This is a genomic window from Halomonas aquatica, assembly GCF_040196335.1.
Taxonomy (GTDB): Bacteria; Pseudomonadota; Gammaproteobacteria; order Pseudomonadales; family Halomonadaceae; genus Halomonas; species Halomonas aquatica.
The window spans coordinates 213,159-233,966 of the sequence record NZ_JBEGCJ010000002.1 but is presented as its reverse complement, the minus strand read 5'-3'; the positions used below and the strand labels follow the sequence as shown (position 1 = coordinate 233,966).

Sequence of the window (20,808 nt, the reverse complement as noted above, 5' to 3'; positions counted from 1 at the left end):
CGCATATTCTACCAGCCCTGGTCACTTTCTGCCCAATCCGTGATCACCCCATACAAGCGCTCCCTCTGGCGTCAATCGGGTGGTGATGGCATGCCCCGTTTTTCGTGAATGCCTGCAGGTCTACAGTGATGGTAGATAACAATGTTAGGTGATGTATGTGCGGCCGCTTCGCTCTCTATAGCTCTTACCCCAAACTCTCCCAGTCCCTGCGCCTGCCGCTTGAGGAGGCCGGGGAAATAGCGCCGCGCTACAACGTGGCGCCGGGCACCGGGATCACGGTGGTGCGCCACCCTGGCGATGATGCGCCGCTAGTGATGGATGAGGCGTGGTGGGGTTATCGGCCGCACTGGGCGAGGGAGAAGGCGCCGGAGCCGATCAATGCCACCGTCGAGAAGGTGGCCACCTCGAATTACTTCCGCGGGGCCTTCGCCCATCACCGCTGCCTGGTGCCGGCCGACGGCTGGTACGAGTGGCTGACGGTGGACGGCAGGAAGCAGCCGCATTTCCTGTGTCGGGAGGATCGCGAGCCGCTCTGGCTGGCGGGAATCTGGAGCGAGCGGGCAGATGGGAAGCCGGGCTGCGCGATCCTCACCGAGCCGGCCCGCGGTGTGGCGAGCGAGATCCACGACCGCATGCCGCTGGTGCTGGACGAGAAGAGCCTGGAACCCTGGCTCGATCCGCATCTGACCGAGCGGGAGACGATTCGCGGGGCGGTGCATCACCTGGCGGCGGGGCGGCTCACCCACTGGCCGGTGAGCACGCGGGTCAACCGGGCCGGCAACGAGGGCGCGGATCTGCTGGAGCCGACCCCGGAATAGGACGACCGGACACGCAGAAACACCAAGGCCCGCATCAGCGGGCCTTGGTGCTCGTAGCCTTGCGGCTAGATAGGGTCTGTCTGATCGACGATCAGATGGCTTCGATGTTGGAAGCCTGCAGGCCTTTCTTGCCCTGAACCACGTCGAAAGAGACTTGCTGGCCGTCCTGGAGGGACTTGAAGCCATCAGCCTTGATTTCGGAGAAGTGGGCAAAGAGGTCATCGCCGCCGTCGGTCGGGGTGATGAAGCCAAAGCCTTTTGCGTCGTTGAACCACTTAACTGTGCCAGTAGCCATGTAATGACTCCTTTCTTTCATTGGCGCAATGCGCCGGATACGAAGTTACCGGGTGTAGCCCCGAGTGCTAGTGGGTAAAACAAGGGGATATAACCAGACAACCGAAAGGATTCGACTACTACTGACAATATGCATCTTGCTAACCAACTGACGCACATATTGTCATGGATACCGGTCGGCGTCAAGACCTTGTGGGGTTTCCGGGGCAGGGCGCTGCGGCTGCGCGAGACATCGTGCATCGCTGCGGCTCCTGGTCGGCCCTGGCCGCGGCCTGCCCTTTGCTTGATCGCCATCACCGTGGGGAAAGGCGCGATGTGCTATCTACTAGAAGCAGGGCAGTGCCTTTTCGGTGCTGTCCGCAATGACAGGAGGCAGAGTCATGGTGGATCGGAGGAAGGAACTGGAAGGGCTGCGCGATGAGCTGATCGAACGTTTCGATCGCTACAAGGCCCACAAGGAGCAGAAGGGCGGTCCGCTGGACAAGGACATGGAGGACCAGTCCATCGAGGTAGTGAACGACGAGGTCATCGAGGCCCTGCAACAGGAGGCGGAGAACGAGCTGCGCCAGGTCATGCATGCGCTGAAGCGGATCGACGCGGGGGAGGGCGATGACTGCGAGCGGTGCGGCGAGCCCATCGATGGCCGCCGCCTGGTGGCGCTGCCCTACACCACGCTCTGCCGCGACTGTGCGGACCTGGGCTGAACGAAACTGGTATGAACCGACTCGGGATGGGCGTACCCGCCATGACCGGGAATGATAGTCTGGCCTCTCATGGACAGGGCGGGAGACATGCATGACAGCGTGGGTTCGAGTGATCTTGGCGGGCATGGTGCTGGTGTGGCTGGCGGGCTGCGGCGGCAGCGAGGAGCCGGCCAGCGACCCGACCCCGGTGGCCGAGATGGCGGAGGAGTCGCCGGAGCCTGATACGGAGGAGGCGACCGAGGTGCCCCCCTTCGACGAGGTGGTGACGATCGATGTCGCGTCGCGGCTGGGGCAGGACCGGCGCCTGACGGTGGAAGGTGAGACCAACCTGCCCGATGACACGCGGTTGCAGGTGCTGGTGGAGCGAGAGCTCAGCGGGGTGCGATGGCGGGAGCGCGTTTCGGTGGCCCAGGGCGGCTTCGTGGCCGGCCCCTTCGGCCCCGGCAGCGGGTTGCCCGATGGCGGCTATCTCGTCACGGTCGATGTGCAGGAGGGAAGCGTCCAACCTGCCTCAGTGCGTGACAGGCTGGGCAAGGAGAACGAGCATCTCCAGGGCCCCCTGGTGGAGCAGTCGCGCCATGGCCTGGGGCAGGTGGCCAGCCGCAGCCAGCGTTTCCTTGTGGGCAGCGAGACACGCCGAACCCTCGACCATGTCGAGGTGATGGAAGTGGAGTAGTGACTCAGAGCGGCTGGACGCGCCAGTGGCCCACCAGCTTGCCGATCAGCCGGAAAGCGGGCGTGTAGGGGAGGAGCTCTTCACTACCCTCGCGCTGGAAGACCAGCTCCCCGGTGGCACCCTGGGAGACTCGGCGGATGGTCAGGACGCCGTCATCCTCGATGAGGTAGAGCCCGGGCTGGCGGAAGATGTCGCTGGGCGCGATGGCGACCAGGTCCCCCTCGGCGAGGAAGTCGAACTGCTCGCCGGGGGCCGGAGTCACCAGGAGGCAGGCGGCATCCCAGTTCTGGCCTGGGACCATCTCGACGGGCAGCTCGATGACCCGCTGCTTGCCGTCCTCCCAGGGGAGTGGCAGTTGGCTGCGCAGGTAGAGGGGAGGGGCGTGTGATCCTTCATCCTCGAGCAGCCGCGACAGCGGGCAGTTCAGCGCCTGAGCCAGCGCGACCAGGCGCTCGTGACCGATCTGCTTGATGGCACCCGATTCCCAATAGGAGATGGTGACGTCAGATACACCGACCCTGCGGGCCAAGGCCGCCTTGTTGAGCTTGGCCTCCAGCCGAAGTTCCTTGATACGAGGGCCGAGTGTATCCATTGCTTGATCCTGTGGTGCATTTGAGTCAGGCGATCATCGGGGCTCGATGGTAACCGCGCAACGGCGGGGATCAACGGTAATTCATCCTTTCACCGGACGCGTGTGAGGATTGTTTGAATAAAGCAAAGTTTGCCTTACCACGCCACCTGCTCGCCGGCCCAGTCCAGGAAGATGCCGCTGTTCTCGGGGGTGCAGGCCTCCAGCACGTCCAGCAGCCGCTCGGCCACGAAGGCAGGCGTGAACAGCTTGCCCTCGGGAACCCGCGCCTGGAAGGGCGCCGAGAGGGCTGTGTCCGTGGTGCCGGGGTGCAGGCAGGCGATGGCGGCCTGGCGATTGAGGCGGCGAAACTCCACGGCGGCGGTCTTCATCAGCATGTTGTGAGCGGCCTTGCTGGCTCGGTAGGCGTACCAGCCGCCCAGTCGGTTGTCACCGATGGAGCCGACCCGCGCCGAGAGGCTGGCAATGATGGCCGGGTGGCGGCCCTTGAGGCTCGGTTGCAATGCCTTGAGCAGCAGCGCAGGGGTGATGGCATTGACGTGGTAGAGCCGGGCCATGGCCTCGGCGTCGAGCTCATCGAGCTTCTTCTCCGGGCCGATGCCCAGGGCATCGTCGTGAAGCATGCCGATGGCATTGAAGAGCAGGTGCACGGGCGCTTCATCCATGGCCCGGGCGAGAGCCTCCCCGCCTTCCGGCGTGCCCGGGTCCAGGGTGAGGGATTCGACGCGGGGGTCGGGATGCAAGCGGCCGCTGCGGCTAACGGCGATCACCCGGCCGGGGCGGCCGCTTGCGAGCAGGGCCTCCACCACGGCACTGCCGATGCCGCCGGAGGCGCCGGTGACCACGGCGGTGAAGTCGTCGGGGAGTCGTGAGAGCATGACGTGCCTTTGTTCTCCGGGTTTCGGGTGCAGCATGGACCGCAGGGCAGGGGAATGATTCCCGGCCACGGCTGCCCGGTGCTTGCCAGGTGCGTATAATGCGGGCATTCGCCTGCCACGTCAGGGTGGCCCCATTCCATCGACAGGACCAAGGACGACATGACCGTTCGTACTCGTATCGCCCCGTCACCCACCGGCGACCCCCACGTGGGCACCGCCTATATCGCCCTGTTCAACCTCTGCTTCGCCCGCCAGCATGGCGGCCAGTTCATCCTGCGCATCGAGGATACCGACCGGGTGCGGTCGACGGCCGAGTCCGAGCAGATGATCCTCGACTCACTGCGCTGGCTGGGGCTGGAGTGGGACGAGGGCCCCGATGTGGGCGGTCCCCATGGCCCCTATCGCCAGAGCGAACGCGGCGACATCTACGGCGAGTACGCCCAGCAGCTGGTCAAGGCCGGCCATGCCTTCAAGTGCTTCCGCACCAGCGAGGAGCTCGATGAGCTGCGCGAGGCTCGCAAGGCGGCCGGCATGCATCTGGCCTTGAAGCCCGCCGACCTGGCCCTGCCGGACGAGGAGGTCGCCCGCCGAGAGAAGGAAGGATGGCCCTACGTGGTACGCATGGCGGTCCCCGCCACTGGTACCTGCGTGGTCGATGACATGCTGCGTGGCGTCATCGAGGTGGACTGGGCGCAGGTCGATGCCCAGGTGCTGCTCAAGTCGGACGGCATGCCCACCTATCACCTGGCCAACGTGGTCGACGACCACCTGATGGGCATCACCCATGTGCTGAGGGGTGAGGAGTGGATCAACTCTGCGCCCAAGCACCAGTTGCTCTATGAGTACTTCGGCTGGAAGATGCCGGCGCTCTGCCACATGCCGTTGCTGCGCAATCCGGACAAGTCGAAGCTCTCCAAGCGCAAGAATCCGACCTCCATCAACTACTACCGGCGCATGGGTTTCCTGCCTCAGGCGGTGACCAACTACCTGGGGCGCATGGGCTGGTCGATGCCCGATGAGCGAGAGAAGTTCAGCCTCGACGAGATGATGGCTCACTTCGACGTCCAGCGAGTCTCGCTGGGCGGGCCGGTGTTCGACCTCGAGAAGCTGACCTGGCTGAACGGGGTCTACCTGCGCGAGGACCTCGACGACGCGGCCTTCCTCAAGGCGCTGATGGCATGGGCCTTCAACGAAGCGTATGTGGGCCAGATCCTTCCCCAGGTGCGCCCGCGGGTAGAGACCCTTTCCCAGGTGGCCCCCCTGGCCGGGCACTTCTTCTCGGGCCTGCCGGCCATCGAGGAGGGGAGCTTCGATGAGGTGAAGCTCTCCCGCGAGGAGCTGTTGAAGCTGCTGCAGTTCCTGGTGTGGCGCTTCGAGGTCTTGCCGGCCTGGCACAAGGAGGCGCTGCTCGACGAGGTCAAGGCGCTGGCAGCGCACTTCGAGCTTAAGATGAAGGCCTTCCTGGCGCCGGTGTTCATCGCCATTACCGGCTCCTCGTCGAGCACGTCGGTGATGGACGCCATGGCGATCCTCGGGTCCGACATGACTCGGGCGCGCCTGCGCCACGCCATCGAGGTGCTTGGCGGGGTGTCCAAGAAACAGGCCAAGCGCTTCGAGAAGGAATTTCGCGAACTCGCATGATCCCCTGTTGACGAAGACGGGAGTTATCAGTAACCTACGCCCCGTCTTCGAGAGATTGGGGCCTTAGCTCAGCTGGGAGAGCGCAACACTGGCAGTGTTGAGGTCAGCGGTTCGATCCCGCTAGGCTCCACCAAGTCGTCTCGATCGAAGATGCTGCGTCCCATTCGTCTAGTGGTCCAGGACACCGCCCTTTCACGGCGGTAACAGGGGTTCGAACCCCCTATGGGACGCCACCTCCTTCCCTATCCTAATACTTATTCCTGACCAGCCGGATCTTCCGCTTGCCTGGCCTTTTCTGTCGTTGTCATTTCCGTTTCTTGACGAGAGTCATGTTTTTGCCGATATCGGCGTGAAATGAGCTTGACTTGTCCACGGTGCAAGCCTAGCGAGGAAGGCCTGTGCACAGTCACGGCGGAAACCCCCGTTGTTGCTGGCTTTCAAATATATATCTTTAATTTCAATGACTTAAATAGGTCAAAAAATAACCAATTTAAGCTGCCACCGCTGCTCATGGTGATTTTGCGGCGTTTTCGAGAGGTTTTGAACAGGCTTATCCACAGAATGTGTGGAAAAAGAGAGACGCCCTCGCCAAAGGTCATCCGGGGTATAAAGTCAATCTGAATAAATGAGATATCTAGTACTTCTGTGTCGCGGCGTTGCCGAGCCCCGGCGCGGGCGACGAGAGGCCCTTGGTGGCCGGGCCCGTCGCCGGTCCTGGGGCCAAGGGTTCTAGGCATCCGCGACTAACGCGAAAGGCCGCCCCGAGGGGCGGCCTTTCTGTCGCTGCGATGGTGTCGCGGCTACACGATTCAGCTGGTGGGGTAATCCCGCTGGGTGTGACCAATGTAGAGCTGGCGAGGGCGACCGATCTTGTAGCTGTCGCTGAGCATCTCGTTCCAGTGGGAGATCCAGCCGATGGTGCGCGACACGGCGAAGATCACGGTGAACATGTTCTTCGGGATGCCCATGGCCTTGAGGATGATGCCCGAGTAGAAGTCGACGTTCGGGTAGAGCTTGCGCTCGATGAAGTACTCGTCCTCCAGGGCGATCTGCTCCAGGCGCTTGGCGATCTTGAGCTTCGGGTCGTCGGCCATTCCCAACTCGGCCAGCACCTCGTCGCAGGTCTCCTTCATGACCTTGGCGCGCGGGTCGAAGTTGCGATAGACCCGATGGCCGAAGCCCATCAGCTTGAAGGGGTCATCCTTGTCCTTGGCGCGGTCGACGAAGCGCTGGATGTTCTCCTCGGAGTCGTCGCCGATCTCGTCGAGCATGTTCAGCACGGCTTCGTTGGCGCCACCATGAGCCGGGCCCCAGAGGGCCGCGATGCCGGCGCTGATGCAGGCGAAGGGATTGGCTCCGGTGGAGCCGGCCAGGCGCACCGTGGAGGTGGAGGCGTTCTGCTCATGGTCGGCATGGAGCATGAAGATGCGGTCCATGGCCTTGGCGAAGATCGGGTTGATCCGGTACTCCTCGCACGGGTTACTGAACATCATGTAGAGGAAGTTCTCTGCATAGTTCAGGTCGTTGCGGGGGTAGTTGAAGGGCTGGCCGATGTTGTACTTGTACGACATCGCCGCCAGGGTCGGCATCTTGGCGATCAGGCGAATTGCGCTGATCTCGCGATCCTCCTGCTTCGCGGTGTCCATGTGGTCGTGGTAGAAGGCGGCCAGGCCACCGACCACGCCGCACAGGATCGACATGGGGTGGGCGTCGCGGCGGAAGCCCTTGAAGAAGTTGATGATCTGGTCGTGGACCATGGTGTGGTTGGTCACGCGCCACTTGAAATCCTGGTACTGCGCATCGTCGGGTAGTTCGCCGAACAGCATCAGGTAGCAGGTCTCGACGAAGTCGGAGTGCTTGGCCAGCTCGTCGATCGGGTAGCCGCGGTGCAGCAACACGCCCTTTCCACCGTCGATGTAGGTGATCGCCGACTGGCAGGAAGAGGTGGCCATGAAGCCGGGGTCATAGGTGAAGAGGCCATTGGCGCCCAGGCCGCGGACGTCGATGACGTCGGGCCCCAAGGTGCCGGAGTAGATCGGCAGGTCAATCGGGTCGTCCAGGCCGTCTACCGTCAATGTCGCTTTCCTGTCAGCCATAACTGGCCTCCTCTCGAGTTCATGGGGGACGATAATAGGGTCTTTCGCTGCAGGCGCCGGCGAAAAGGTTCGCCCACTATAGAAGCGTCCCCGAGATTGTCAATTCCTCCATAGCACGCCCTTGATTGTACATTAATAATTATTAAATAAAGGTCTTGTATAATAAATGGTGCTATGCACCATTGGCGTGCACTATCGCTCGCTTCAACCCCTCGAATGTCTGGCCGGGTGCTGCCAGCGCCGAGAAATCGGCCTTCCACCATGGTCGAGTAGGCGTTGTGTCCATTTGTCATGGAAGGGGGATGACCCTATAATCCACAGCGCGCTACTGGCAGGAACCGGTGGCCGTGTCCAACTCGGCCGCGATCGTGTCCCTTCCCGAAACCACCGCCCGCTCGGCCATCCCCGGACGACGTTGAGCGGGCCAAGAGAGTGTGTAGAGCCGTGAATAGCAAACGACCCGTAAATCTGGACCTGTCCACGATACAGTTTCCCCTTCCCGCCCTGACGTCGATCGCTCATCGCATCACCGGCGTTATCCTCTTCATCGGCCTGATCTTCGCCTTCTGGGCGCTGGACGCGTCGCTGTCCTCGCCGGCAGGTTTCGCCGCGGTGAGTGACGCTCTGGCCCACAACTTCCTGGTCAAGCTGATCGCCTGGGGACTGCTGTCCGCCCTGGCGTTTCACTTCGTGGCCGGTATCAAGCACCTGCTGATGGACATGGATATCGGCGTGACCCTCGAGGGTGGCGTCAAGAAGGCGCAGATCACCGTGGTGGTGAGCGCGGTCCTGATCATTCTTGCTGGAGTCTGGGTATGGTAACCAACATCACGAACTTCGGGCGCAGCGGTCTCTCTGACTGGCTGATCCAGCGCGCCTCTGCCGTCATTCTGGCGCTCTATACACTATTCATCGTCGGTTTCCTGCTGTTCAACTCCGGCCTCGACTATGCGGCCTGGAGCGGGCTGTTCGCCCAGACCTGGATGCGCATCTTCTCGCTGCTGGCCTTCGTCTCGCTGGCCGCCCATGCCTGGGTCGGCCTGTGGACCGTGACCACCGACTATCTCAAGCCGACCGGTATTCGCATCGGTGTGCAGTTCATCATCATCCTGGCCATCTTCGTGTTCCTGGTCTGGGGCATCACCGTTCTTTGGGGAGCCTGATTCATGTCCAACATGCGTAGCCTGTCTTTCGACGCCATCATCATCGGTGGGGGCGGTGCCGGTCTGAGGGCCGCCCTGGAACTGGCCAAGTCCGGCAAGAAGACCGCCGTCCTGTCCAAGGTCTTCCCGACCCGCTCTCACACCGTGTCCGCCCAGGGCGGCATCACCTGTGCCATCGCTTCCGCCGACCCCGACGACGACTGGCGCTGGCACATGTACGACACCGTCAAGGGCGGTGACTACATCGCCGACCAGGACGCTTCCGAGTACATGTGCTCCGAGGGTCCCAAGGCGGTGTTCGAGCTCGAACACATGGGCCTGCCGTTCTCCCGTTTCGACAACGGCCGCATCTACCAGCGTCCGTTCGGCGGCCAGTCCAAGGATTTCGGCAAGGGCGGCCAGGCGGCTCGCACCTGCGCCGCGGCCGACCGTACCGGCCATGCCCTGCTGCACACGCTCTATCAGAACAACCTGAAGAACAACACGACCTTCCTCAATGAGTGGTATGCCGTCGATCTGGTCAAGAACGCCGACGGTGACGTGGTGGGCTGCATCGCCATGGACATCGAGACCGGTGAAGTGGTGCACGTGAAGTCCAAGGCCACCGTGATGGCCACCGGCGGCGCGGGGCGTATCTTCGCCTCCACCACCAATGCCCTGATCAATACCGGCGACGGCATCGGCATGGCACTGCGTGCCGGCTTCCCGATGCAGGACATGGAGATGTGGCAGTTCCACCCCACCGGGATCTACGGTGCCGGCACCCTGGTCACCGAGGGCTGTCGCGGCGAGGGAGGCTACCTGATCAACAAGGATGGCGAGCGCTTCATGGAGCGCTACGCGCCCAACGCCAAGGACCTTGCCGGTCGCGACGTGGTCGCCCGCTCCATGGTCATGGAGATCCTCGAGGGTCGTGGCTGCGGCGAGAAGGGCGATCACGTCTTCCTCAAGCTCGACCACCTTGGCGAGGACGTCCTCGGCAAGCGCCTGCCCGGCATCGTCGAGCTGTCCAAGACCTTCGCCCACGTGGATCCGGCCAATGAGCCGATCCCGGTGGTGCCGACCTGCCACTACATGATGGGCGGGATCCCGACCAACGTGCACGGTCAGGCGATCATGCAGGATGCGGACGGCAAGGATCACATCGTCAACGGCCTGTTCGCCTGTGGCGAGGCGGCCTGCGTGTCGGTCCACGGTGCCAACCGCCTGGGCGGCAACTCGCTGCTGGACCTGGTGGTCTTCGGCCGTGCGGCCGGCATGTTCATCGAGGGCGCACTCAACGAGGGCATCGACTACCTGGATGCCTCCGAGTCCGACATCGAATCGGCCATGAAGCGCATCACCCGCTGGAACGAGTCCGAGAGCGGCGAGACCGTCCCCGAGCTCAAGCGCGAGCTGCAGGACATCATGCAGACTTCCTTCGGCGTGTTCCGTGAAGAGAAGAACATGCTCGAGGGCGTCAAGCGCCTGGAGGAACTGCGTGCCCGCATCGACAATGCCTACCTGCCGGACAAGTCCAATACCTTCAACACCGCGCGTGTCGAGGCGCTGGAACTGGACAATCTGATGGAAGTGGCCGAGGCCACCGCCATCGCGGCCCTGGAGCGCAAGGAGAGCCGTGGCGCCCATTCCCGCTACGACTATCCCGATCGCGACGACGTCAACTGGCTGAAGCACTCGCTGTATTTCCCGACCGAGAAGCGTCTGGGCCAGCGCGATGTGAACTTCGCACCCAAGACCGTCGACATGTTCGAGCCGAAAGTCCGTACCTACTAAGGGGGAGTCACGATGTCCAAGCTTCAGGTATCCCTGTACCGCTACAACCCGGAAACCGACTCCGCACCCTTCATGCAGGAGTTTCAGGTCGACACCCAGGGTCGCGACCTGATGGTGCTCGATGTCCTGCACCTGGCCAAGGAGCAGGACAACGGCCTGGCCTATCGCCGCAGCTGCCGCGAGGGCGTGTGCGGATCCGACGGCATGAACATGAACGGCAAGAACGGCCTGGCCTGCATCACTCCGCTCTCCGAGGTGGTCAAGGGCAACAAGCTGACGCTGCGCCCGCTTCCCGGCCTGCCGGTCATCCGTGACCTGGTGGTCGACATGGGGCTGTTCTACAAGCAGTACGAGCGCATCCAGCCGTACCTGCAGAACGACGAGCCGTCGCCGGCCATCGAGCGCCTGCAGTCGCCGGAAGAGCGCGACAAGCTCGACGGCCTCTACGAGTGCATCCTGTGCGCCTGCTGCTCGACCTCCTGCCCGTCGTTCTGGTGGAATCCGGACAAGTTCGTCGGTCCGGCCGGCCTGCTGCAGGCCTACCGGTTCCTCGCGGATTCCCGTGACACCGCCACCCATGAGCGCCTGGCGGAACTGGAAGATCCATTCTCCGTGTTCCGTTGCCGGGGCATCATGAACTGCGTCGCGGTCTGCCCCAAGGGGCTGAACCCGACGCGGGCGATCGGCAAGATCCGTGAGATGCTGCTGGCCGATGCCACTTAAATCGTGGCGCCCAGCTTGTTATCATGTGTATCGCTCTCGGGCCGCGGCAAGGCACCGCGGCCGAGTCCGGTGCGGAGCATGATGTGAAGAGCCGGTGCCCTGTGCACCGGCTCTTGACCATGGAATTCAGGATGCTCTTCCTCCGGCAGGGCATCAGCGATGTCGATACGGTCGAGTCGTGTCGGCGCCGATACCACCCCATCAGTGCAGGGTGACCAAGAGATGCAAGAAGGCATAATGGAGTTGATGTGGCGCTCCTCCCATGTGAGTGGCGGCAATGCCCACTATGTGGAAGCGCTCTACGAGCAGTACCTCGATGATCCCGCCGCCGTTCCCGACGAATGGCGCCAGTACTTCGACCAGTTGCCGCGACACGAGGGCGGGGCCACCCACGACGTTCCTCTTGCTCCGGTCCGGGACCAGTTCTATCAGCTGGGACAGCAGCGTCGTACCGCCCATGCCGCGGCCGACAGCGGCGAGGGAAAGAAGCAGGTCAAGGTACTTCAGCTGATCAATGCCTACCGCTTCCGCGGACACCAGAAGGCAGACATCGACCCGCTCGGCCTGCGCAGTCCCACCCCGGTTCCCGACCTCGACCTCTCCTTTCATCAGCTCTCGAAGGCCGATCTCGACACCGAGTTCCAGACCGGCTCCTTCTTCATGGGCGTCGACAAGGCGCCGCTGAAGGAGATCGTCAGCGCGCTGGAGCAGACCTACTGTCGCTCCATCGGCTGCGAGGTCATGCATATCGTCGATACTGAGGAGAAGCGCTGGCTGCAGCAACGTTTCGAATCGGTGCGCAGTGCACCCAAGTTCAGCCCCAACGTGCGCCTTCACGTGCTCGAGCGCCTGTCGGCCGCCGAGGGCCTGGAGAGCTACCTGGCTTCCAAGTTTCCGGGTACCAAGCGTTTCGGCCTCGAGGGCGGCGAGGGCTTCATCCCGATGATGGACGAGCTGATCCAGCGTGCCGGCAGCTATGGCACCAAGGAAGTGGTGATCGGCATGGCCCACCGCGGGCGCCTCAACATGCTGGTCAACATCCTCGGCAAGAATCCCTCCGAGCTGATCGACGAGTTCGATGGCAAGAAGGTGGTGGAGCGGGGCTCCGGTGACGTGAAGTATCACCAGGGTTTCAGCTCCAACGTCATGACTCCGGGCGGCGAGGTACACCTGGCGCTGTCGTTCAACCCCTCTCATCTGGAGATCGTCGCTCCCGTGGTCGAGGGCTCGGTGCGTGCCCGCCAGGATCGCCGCAATGACCCGGTCGGCGACAAGGTGCTGCCGATCAACGTCCATGGTGACGCCGCCTTCGCCGGCCAGGGCGTGGTCATGGAGACCTTCCAGATGTCCCAGACCCGTGCCTATTGCACCGGCGGCACGCTGCACATCGTCATCAACAACCAGGTGGGCTTCACCACCTCGCACCCGGAAGACTCGCGCTCCACCGAGTACTGCACCGACATCGCCAAGATGGTTCAGGCCCCGATCTTCCACGTCAACGGTGACGATCCCGATGCCGTGCTGCATGCCACCCAGGTGGCGCTGGACTACCGCCAGCAGTTCAAGCGCGATGTGGTCATCGACCTGGTCTGCTACCGCCGCCGTGGCCACAACGAGGCGGACGAGCCTTCCGGCACCCAGCCGATGATGTACAGCAAGATCAAGGATCACCCGTCCTCGCGGACCCGCTATGTCGAGCGTCTGGTCAAGGAGGGACTGCTCTCCGACGACGACGCCAAGGCCATGATGGAGAAGTACCGGGACGATCTGCTGGCCGGCAACCATGTGGCCAACGCCCTGGTGCAGAAGCCCAACAAGTCGCTGTTCGTCGACTGGACCCCGTATCTGGGCCACGAATGGACCGGCCATGTCGACACCCGTGTCGAGATGAAGCGTCTGCAGCGCCTCGCCGGCAAGATGTGCGAGATTCCCGATGGCGTGACCGTTCAGCGCCAGGTGTCGAAGATCTACGATGATCGCCGCAAGATGCAGGCCGGTGGCATGGCCATCAACTGGGGCTTCGCCGAGACCCTTGCCTATGCCACGCTGCTCGACCAGGGCCACCCGGTGCGCCTCACCGGCCAGGATGTGGGCCGCGGCACCTTCTCCCACCGCCATGCGGTGGTGCACAACCAGAAGGACGGCAGCTCCTATGTGCCGCTGCAGCACATGGCCGACGGCCAGCCGCGCTTCACCATCCACGATTCCTTCCTCTCGGAGGAAGCGGTGCTGGCGTTCGAGTATGGGTACTCCACCACGGCGCCCAACCACCTGGTGATCTGGGAAGCCCAGTTCGGGGACTTCTTCAACGGTGCCCAGGTGGTGGTGGATCAGTTCATCTCCTCCGGCGAGACCAAGTGGGAGCGTCTCTGCGGCCTGACCATGCTGCTGCCACACGGCTATGAGGGGCAGGGACCCGAGCACTCCTCGGCGCGCCTGGAGCGCTTCCTGCAGATGTGCGCCGAGCAGAACATGCAGGTCTGCGTGCCGACCACGCCGGCGCAGATCTTCCATCTGCTGCGGCGCCAGGTGATCCGGCCGCTGCGCAAGCCGCTGGTGGTCATGTCGCCCAAGAGCCTGCTGCGTCACAAGTTGGCGACCTCGAGCCTCGAGGAACTGGCCGAGGGAAGCTTTCAGATGGTCCTGCCCGACCAGGGCAAGCTCGAGGCGAAGAAGGTCGAGCGCATCGTGCTGTGTGCCGGCAAGGTCTATTACGACCTGGCCAACTGGCGAGAGGAAAATGCCCGCGACGACGTGGCTATTCTGCGTATCGAGCAGCTCTATCCCTTCCCCAAGGAGGAGCTCTTCAATGCCATCAAGGACTATTCCAACGTCGAGGACGTGGTCTGGTGCCAGGAGGAGCCGCTCAACCAGGGCGCCTGGTACTCGAGCCAGCACCACATGCGGGCCGTGGCCGACTCGCTGAGTGACGGCCTGGGCGGCAAGCTCAAGTTTGCCGGCCGCCCGGCATCGGCCGCGCCCGCGGCGGGCTACATGTCCGTGCACACCGAACAGCAGCGCCAGCTGGTGGAAGACGCCTTCAATCTTTGAGGCGGCCCACCTGGACGAGAGAACATACAAGGGAAACGACATGGCTAGCGATATCAAGGCACCCACCTTTCCGGAATCCGTTGCCGAGGGCAGCGTGGCGGCCTGGCACAAGAAGCCCGGCGACAGCGTCGAGCGTGATGAGCTGATCGTCGAGATCGAGACCGACAAGGTGGTCCTCGAGGTCGTGGCGCCCGAGGCGGGCACCCTCAGCGAGGTGCTGGTGGAAGAGGGCGACACCGTGCAGTCCGAGCAGTTGCTGGGGCGCATCGGTGCGGGTGCGGCCAAGGGCGGCGGCGAGAAGGCCGAGAAGACGGCCGATAAGCAGGCCGATGAGCAGGCCGACAAGCAGAAAGAGGCCAAGCCGGCCGCCGGTGGCAAGGTTCATGAGGTCAAGGCGCCGTCCTTCCCCGAGTCCATCCAGGAAGGCACCGTGGCCAGCTGGAACAAGAAGGTTGGCGAGGCCGCCAAGCGTGACGAGGTGCTGGCCGAGATCGAGACCGACAAGGTGGTCCTCGAGGTCGTGGCGCCGGCGGATGGTGCCCTCTCCGAGATCAAGGCCGAGGAGGGCAGTCAGGTGACCTCCGAGCAGGTCCTGGCCACCTTCGCCGAGGGTGCCGGTGGCGAGTCCGCGCCGGCGACCAGTGCCGATCAGAAGCCGGCGGCCTCCGCCGATGACGGTGCCAGCGACGAGCAGGTCGGCGACAAGATCCTCGCGCCGGCAGCGCGCAAGCTGGTCGCCGAGCATGACCTCGATGTCAGCAAGATCGAGGGCACCGGCAAGGGTGGCCGGGTCCTCAAGGAGGACGTGCAGCGCGCCGTGACGGAAGGCAGCGCCAAGAAGGGGGGTAAGCCCACCGGTGGTGCCCAGGCCGCCGCCGCAGCTGCCCCGGTCGTGGAAGGCGAACGCCCCGAGAAGCGGGTGCCGATGAGCCGTCTGCGCCAGACCATCGCGAAGCGCCTGGTCCAGGCTCAGCAGACCGCCGCCATGCTGACCACCTACAACGAGGTGGACATGGGCGCGGTGATGGACCTGCGCTCCCAGTACAAGGACTCCTTCCTGAAGGCGCACGACGTCAAGCTCGGCTTCATGGGCTTCTTCGTCAAGGCCGCCTCCGAGGCCCTCAAGCGCTTCCCGGACGTCAATGCCTCCATCGACGGCACCGACATCGTCTACCACGGCTACCAGGACATCGGCGTGGCGGTCTCCACCGACCGCGGCCTGGTGGTTCCGGTGTTGCGTGACACCGACAGCATGAAGATCGCCGACGTCGAGAAGGGCATCGTCGATTTCGGCAAGCGGGCCCGTGACGGCAAGCTCGGCATCGACGAGATGCAGGGCGGTACCTTCACCATCACCAACGGCGGCATTTTCGGCTCTCTGATGTCCACGCCGATCATCAACCCGCCGCAGACCGCGATCCTGGGCATGCACAAGATTCAGGAGCGTCCCATGGCGGTGAACGGCAAGGTCGAGATCCGTCCGATGATGTATCTGGCGGTCTCCTATGATCACCGCATGATCGACGGCAAGGATGCGGTGCGCTTCCTGGTGACCATGAAGGAACTGCTCGAGGACCCGTCGCGCCTGCTGCTGGACATCTGATCCGCGGGACCCACAACGTACTTCAGCGACAAGACACTAAGGAGCCAACATGGCTGACAAGTTTGATGTGATCGTGATCGGTGCGGGCCCCGGCGGCTACGTCGCCGCCATCCGTGCCGCCCAGATGGGGCTGAAGACTGCCTGCGTCGAGAAGTGGATCGGCAAGGAAGGCAAGGTCGTGCACGGCGGCACCTGCCTCAACGTGGGCTGCATCCCGTCCAAGGCACTGCTCGAGGCCTCCCACAAGTTCGTCGAGGCCAAGCACGACTTCGATGACATGGGCATCCAGGCCGGCGACGTCACCATGGACGTCAAGAAGATGATTGCCCGCAAGGACAAGATCGTGAAGAACCTGACCGGCGGCATCTCCGGTCTGTTCAAGGCCAATGGCGTCACCGCGATCGAGGGCACCGGCAAGGTGACCTCCGCCAAGCAGGTCGAGGTCACCGATCAGGACGGCAAGGCGACCACCTATGACGCCGACAGCATCGTCGTCGCCGCCGGTTCGGTGCCGGTGGAGATCCCGCCGACCCCGCTGGAGGAAGGCCTGGTAGTCGATTCCACCGGCGCCCTGGAATTCCAGGAGACGCCGAAGCGCCTGGGCGTGATCGGCGCCGGTGTCATCGGCCTGGAGCTCGGCAGCGTGTGGAACCGCCTGGGCTCCGAGGTGACCGTGCTCGAGGCCATGGACAGCTTCCTGCCGATGGTCGATGGGGCCGTCGCCAAGGAGACCCAGAAGCTGCTCAAGAAGCAGGGCCTGGACATCAAGCTCAATGCCCGGGTCACCGGTTCCGAGGTCAAGGGCAAGGAAGTGGTCGTCAAGTACACCGATCCCGACGGCGAGCAGGAGATCACCTTCGACAAGCTGATCGTCTGTGTCGGTCGCAAGCCCTACACCAAGGGCGTTATCGCCGATGGGGTGGGCATCCAGACCGACGAGCGCGGCTTCATCCACGTCGATGACCATTGTCGTACCAGCGTGCCGAGCGTCTATGCCATCGGCGACTGCGTGCGCGGCCCGATGCTGGCGCACAAGGCCTCCGAGGAAGGCATCATGGTTGCGGACATCATCGCCGGTCACAAGGCCGAGATGAACTACGATGCCATCCCTAACGTCATCTACACCTTCCCGGAAGTGGCCTGGGTGGGCATGACCGAGCAGGACGCCAAGGCGGCCGGCATAGCGGTCAAGATCGGCGCCTTCCCGTTCGCCGCCAGCGGCCGCGCCATGGCCAACAACGCGACCGAGGGCATGGCACGCATCATCGCCGACGCCGAGACGGACCGGGTGCTGGGCATGCACATCGTCGGCCAGCATGCCGGCGAGATGATCGCCCAGGGCGTGATTGCCCTGGAATTCGGTTCCAGTGCCGAGGACCTGGCGCTGACCTGCTACGCGCATCCGACCATGTCGGAAGCGGTGCACGAGGCGGCGCTCGCCGTCGAGGGCCATGCCATTCACATGGCCAACCGCAAGAAGAAGTAAGGACAACAAGCGCCGCCGAGGTGGCGCATCGCTTCCGGCCATGTATCGGAGGCGAACGGTGGTGACATGGCGTCCGCTGCCCGGAGGCGGCGAGCCGTGTCATCGTTCGAGTCACATGCAACCAATGGCATGAATCGATGAACCTTCACGAGTATCAGAGCAAGCAGCTGTTTGCCGATTATGGGCTGCCGGTATCCAAGGGCTTCGCCGTTGACACCCCCGAGGAGGCCGCCGAGGCCTGCAAGAAGATCGGTGGCGACAAGTGGGTGGTCAAGGCCCAGGTTCACGCTGGTGGCCGCGGAAAGGCCGGTGGCGTCAAGCTGATCAAGGACCCGGAGGAGGCCAAGACCTTCGCCGAATCCTGGCTGGGCAAGAACCTGGTGACCTTCCAGACCGACGAGAACGGTCAGCCGGTCACCAAGATCCTGGTCGAGACCTGCACCGACATCGCCAACGAGCTCTATCTGGGCGCCGTGGTCGATCGTGGCACTCGTCGCGTGGTCTTCATGGCCTCCACCGAGGGCGGCGTCGAGATCGAGAAGGTCGCGGAAGAGACCCCCGAGAAGATCCTCAAGGCCGAGGTCGACCCGCTGGTCGGCGCTCAGCCCTACCAGGCGCGTGAGCTGGCCTTCGCCCTGGGCCTCGAGGGCGCTCAGGTGAAGCAGTTCACCAAGATATTCCTGGGCCTGTCCAAGCTGTTCCACGACAAGGATCTGGCGCTGCTCGAGATCAACCCGCTGGTGGTCACCGACGAGGGTAACCTCCACTGCCTCGACGCCAAGATCGGCCTGGACGGCAACGCCCTCTATCGCCACCCGGACCTGCAGGCGATGCGCGACCCGTCCCAGGAAGACGAGCGCGAGGCCGAGGCGGCCGCCTGGGAGCTGAACTACGTGGCCCTGGAAGGCAACATCGGCTGCATGGTCAACGGCGCCGGCCTGGCCATGGGTACCATGGACATCATCAAGCTCAACGGCGGCCAGCCGGCCAACTTCCTCGACGTGGGCGGCGGTGCCACCAAGGAACGCGTGGCCGAGGCCTTCAAGCTCATCCTCTCCGACGATTCCGTGAAGGCCGTGCTGGTCAACATCTTCGGCGGCATCGTGCGTTGCGACATGATCGCCGAGGGCATCATCGGTGCCGTCGAGCAGGTCGGTGTCAACGTGCCGGTGGTGGTGCGCCTGGAAGGTAACAACGCCGAGCTGGGTGCCGAGAAGCTGGCGTCCAGTGGTCTGAACATCATCGCTGCTACCAGCCTGACCGATGCGGCTCAGCAGGTCGTCAAGGCAGCGGAGGGCAAGTAATGAGCATCCTGATCGACAAGAACACCAAGGTCATCTGCCAGGGCTTCACCGGCGGACAGGGGACCTTCCACTCCGAGCAGGCGATCGCCTACGGCACCCAGATGGTCGGCGGCGTGACCCCGGGCAAGGGCGGCCAGGAGCACCTGGGCCTGCCGGTGTTCAACACCGTCAAGGAAGCCGTGGCTGCCACCGGTGCAGAGGCCAGCGTGATCTACGTGCCGGCCCCGTTCTGCAAGGATTCCATCCTGGAAGCCGCCAACGCCGGCATCAAGCTGATCGTGTGCATCACCGAGGGCATCCCGACCCTGGACATGCTCGACGTCAAGGTGAAGTGCGATGAGCTGGGCGTGCGCCTGATCGGCCCGAACTGCCCCGGCGTGATCACCCCGGGCGAGTGCAAGATCGGCATCATGCCGGGCCACATCCACAAGCCCGGCAAGGTCGGTATCGTGTCGCGTTCCGGCACCCTGACCTACGAAGCCGTCAAGCAGACCACCGATCATGGCTTCGGCCAGTCCACCTGCGTGGGCATCGGCGGCGACCCGATCCCGGGTTCGAACTTCATCGACATCCTCGAGCAGTTCGAGAAGGATCCGGCGACCGAGGCGATCGTGATGATCGGCGAGATCGGCGGCACCGCCGAGGAAGAGGCCGCGGCCTACATCAAGGCCAACGTCTCCAAGCCGGTGGTCTCCTACATCGCCGGCGTCACCGCCCCTCCTGGCAAGCGCATGGGCCACGCCGGTGCGATCATCGCCGGCGGCAAGGGTACCGCGGACGAGAAGTTCGCCGCCCTGGAAGCCGCGGGCGTCAAGACCGTGCGCTCCCTGGCCGAGATCGGCGATGCCCTGAAGGCCGCCACCGGCTGGTAAGCCGCGCGTCCCTCAAGCATCGGAAAAGGGCACCTTCGGGTGCCCTTTTTGTTGGCCCATCGTCTAGCTGTCTTCCCTTCATCGCTTATCATCACCCGCTGGTCACGGGGAACGGCACGCGTTGAGATCGGCTCGCGTTGATATCGGCCGAGGGGATATTCGCTAGGCTGACATGGTCCTCTTTACTCAGGAGATGTTGCCATGGCCAGGGTTCCCGCTGCCTACCAAGCCACCCGGGGCTCGATCCTCGACCTCGATCGAGACTTCTATGCGCGTCTGACCGGCACGGGGGGTCGCACTCGGGTCGAGGCGCTCACAGTGCCGATCCGGGAGGGCCTGGCCTGGCGGGTCCCCGCCGGCCATGTGCTGCGGCTGTCGACGTTGGAAGGCCCTCAGGTCGGTGATCTGAACCTGTGGAGCCTGCACAACCCCCGTGAGCGCTTCTGGGCCTCGCGCACCCGTCAGCTGCAGCGAGCTCATGTCTCGACCTTCGATCGCCTGTGGTCGACGCTACCCTACCTGCGGCCCATGGCGACGATCATCGACGACACCCTGGCCGGCTATGGCGTCGATGGCAGTGGCGTGGACGAGGAGGGTGGGCGTGTCCATGACCTCCTGGGTACCCGTTGCGACCCCTACGTCAACCGTCTGCTCACCGGCGAGGATTTCGACCACCACTGCCACTCCAACCTGGTGCGGGCGGTGGCGCCCTTCGGGCTCACCGAGTTCGATGTCCACGATGTCCTCAATGTCTTCCAGTGCACGGGCCTCAACGATGATGACCAGTACTTCATGAAAGCCAGTCCGACACGGGAGGGCGATTACCTGGAGCTGTTCGCCGAGATCGATCTGCTGTGTGCGCTCTCCTGCTGCCCCGGGGGCGATCTGTCGGTGGACCTGTGGGGCCCGAATGCCCGGGACCCCCTGGCGACCTGCCACCCCATCGGTGTGGAGGTGTACCGTCTCGACCCGCCGCTGCTCGAGGGCTGGCAGCCGCCGGGGTATGCCCCCTACCAGGGTGGGCATGGGCTGCGCGGCCCCGCCATCGACTGGACGGCGGAGAAACGCAGGCGATTCGGGTCGGCATGAGGCCCTGAACGACCGCGCCCCGGCACGAGGCCGGGGCGGGGGTGA

18 protein-coding genes and 2 tRNA genes are annotated in these 20,808 nt (G+C 63.8%); 16 read left to right on the top strand and 4 right to left on the bottom strand.

The annotated features are described in order from the left end of the window. The first annotated feature begins 155 nt into the window (after positions 1-155). The gene (locus ABE960_RS04260; RefSeq protein WP_349760999.1) at positions 156-818 is read left to right on the top strand and encodes an SOS response-associated peptidase; all 663 of its coding nucleotides are present in this window, start codon (positions 156-158) and stop codon (positions 816-818) included. Between the two features lie 91 nt (positions 819-909). On the opposite strand, the gene ABE960_RS04255 is transcribed toward ABE960_RS04260, so the two are convergent. Next, complete coding sequence (locus ABE960_RS04255; RefSeq protein WP_071945093.1) at positions 910-1,113, bottom strand: cold-shock protein; 204 nt, start codon at positions 1,111-1,113, stop codon at positions 910-912. A gap of 379 nt (positions 1,114-1,492) precedes the next feature. Here ABE960_RS04255 and ABE960_RS04250 point away from each other — a divergent pair, with 379 nt between their 5' ends. Continuing rightward, a complete protein-coding gene (locus ABE960_RS04250) occupies positions 1,493-1,816 on the top strand; it encodes a TraR/DksA family transcriptional regulator (protein WP_349760998.1) in 324 nt (107 codons plus the stop codon). A 91-nt stretch (positions 1,817-1,907) separates the two neighbouring features. Further along, on the top strand, positions 1,908-2,492 hold the full coding sequence (locus tag ABE960_RS04245) for a hypothetical protein (RefSeq protein WP_349760997.1): 585 nt from the start codon (positions 1,908-1,910) through the stop codon (positions 2,490-2,492). Positions 2,493-2,496: 4 nt separating this feature from the next. On the opposite strand, the gene ABE960_RS04240 is transcribed toward ABE960_RS04245, so the two are convergent. Continuing rightward, positions 2,497-3,084: a helix-turn-helix domain-containing protein gene (locus ABE960_RS04240; protein WP_349760996.1), complete on the bottom strand. Its 588-nt coding sequence runs from the start codon at positions 3,082-3,084 to the stop codon at positions 2,497-2,499. A 134-nt stretch (positions 3,085-3,218) separates the two neighbouring features. Further along, positions 3,219-3,959 (bottom strand): SDR family NAD(P)-dependent oxidoreductase, encoded by a 741-nt coding sequence (locus ABE960_RS04235; RefSeq protein WP_349760995.1) that lies wholly within the window; start codon positions 3,957-3,959, stop codon positions 3,219-3,221. A 159-nt stretch (positions 3,960-4,118) separates the two neighbouring features. On the opposite strand from ABE960_RS04235, the gene gltX reads away from it, so the two are divergent. The 3 genes from gltX (at position 4,119) to ABE960_RS04220 (ending at position 5,833) form a co-directional block, all read left to right on the top strand. Beyond that, complete coding sequence (gltX, locus tag ABE960_RS04230; RefSeq protein ID WP_349760994.1) at positions 4,119-5,600, top strand: glutamate--tRNA ligase; 1,482 nt, start codon at positions 4,119-4,121, stop codon at positions 5,598-5,600. Between the two features lie 57 nt (positions 5,601-5,657). Continuing rightward, positions 5,658-5,733: transfer RNA gene (locus tag ABE960_RS04225), tRNA-Ala, on the top strand. 24 nt (positions 5,734-5,757) lie between these two features. After that, positions 5,758-5,833 (top strand) — tRNA-Glu (locus ABE960_RS04220). A 576-nt stretch (positions 5,834-6,409) separates the two neighbouring features. Here ABE960_RS04220 and gltA read toward each other — a convergent pair. Further along, complete coding sequence (gltA, locus tag ABE960_RS04215) at positions 6,410-7,696, bottom strand: citrate synthase (protein ID WP_349760993.1); 1,287 nt, start codon at positions 7,694-7,696, stop codon at positions 6,410-6,412. A 444-nt stretch (positions 7,697-8,140) separates the two neighbouring features. Between gltA and sdhC the strand changes: the two genes are divergently transcribed. The 10 genes from sdhC (at position 8,141) to ABE960_RS04165 (ending at position 20,763) form a co-directional block, all read left to right on the top strand. Continuing rightward, the gene (gene sdhC / locus ABE960_RS04210; RefSeq protein ID WP_349760992.1) at positions 8,141-8,518 is read left to right on the top strand and encodes a succinate dehydrogenase, cytochrome b556 subunit; all 378 of its coding nucleotides are present in this window, start codon (positions 8,141-8,143) and stop codon (positions 8,516-8,518) included. Then, on the top strand, positions 8,512-8,859 hold the full coding sequence (gene sdhD / locus ABE960_RS04205) for a succinate dehydrogenase, hydrophobic membrane anchor protein (protein ID WP_349760991.1): 348 nt from the start codon (positions 8,512-8,514) through the stop codon (positions 8,857-8,859). Before sdhC ends, sdhD begins: the two co-directional genes overlap by 7 nt. A 3-nt stretch (positions 8,860-8,862) precedes the next feature. Next, positions 8,863-10,635: a succinate dehydrogenase flavoprotein subunit gene (gene sdhA, locus ABE960_RS04200; protein ID WP_349760990.1), complete on the top strand. Its 1,773-nt coding sequence runs from the start codon at positions 8,863-8,865 to the stop codon at positions 10,633-10,635. A gap of 12 nt (positions 10,636-10,647) precedes the next feature. Continuing rightward, on the top strand, positions 10,648-11,358 hold the full coding sequence (locus ABE960_RS04195) for a succinate dehydrogenase iron-sulfur subunit (protein WP_349760989.1): 711 nt from the start codon (positions 10,648-10,650) through the stop codon (positions 11,356-11,358). Positions 11,359-11,580: 222 nt separating this feature from the next. Beyond that, positions 11,581-14,409, top strand: coding sequence for a 2-oxoglutarate dehydrogenase E1 component (locus ABE960_RS04190; protein WP_349760988.1), 2,829 nt, complete (start codon positions 11,581-11,583; stop codon positions 14,407-14,409). A 40-nt stretch (positions 14,410-14,449) separates the two neighbouring features. Then, positions 14,450-16,012, top strand: a complete 1,563-nt coding sequence (gene odhB / locus ABE960_RS04185; protein WP_349760987.1) for a 2-oxoglutarate dehydrogenase complex dihydrolipoyllysine-residue succinyltransferase — start codon at positions 14,450-14,452, stop codon at positions 16,010-16,012. Positions 16,013-16,061: 49 nt separating this feature from the next. Beyond that, positions 16,062-17,498: a dihydrolipoyl dehydrogenase gene (lpdA, locus tag ABE960_RS04180; RefSeq protein ID WP_349760986.1), complete on the top strand. Its 1,437-nt coding sequence runs from the start codon at positions 16,062-16,064 to the stop codon at positions 17,496-17,498. A gap of 137 nt (positions 17,499-17,635) precedes the next feature. Then, positions 17,636-18,802, top strand: coding sequence for an ADP-forming succinate--CoA ligase subunit beta (sucC, locus tag ABE960_RS04175; RefSeq protein WP_349760985.1), 1,167 nt, complete (start codon positions 17,636-17,638; stop codon positions 18,800-18,802). Next, positions 18,802-19,674 (top strand): succinate--CoA ligase subunit alpha, encoded by an 873-nt coding sequence (gene sucD / locus ABE960_RS04170; protein ID WP_349760984.1) that lies wholly within the window; start codon positions 18,802-18,804, stop codon positions 19,672-19,674. The genes sucC and sucD overlap by 1 nt, the downstream gene beginning before the upstream one ends. Positions 19,675-19,875: 201 nt before the next feature. After that, on the top strand, positions 19,876-20,763 hold the full coding sequence (locus tag ABE960_RS04165) for an urea carboxylase-associated family protein (RefSeq protein ID WP_349760983.1): 888 nt from the start codon (positions 19,876-19,878) through the stop codon (positions 20,761-20,763). Positions 20,764-20,808 lie beyond the last annotated feature (45 nt).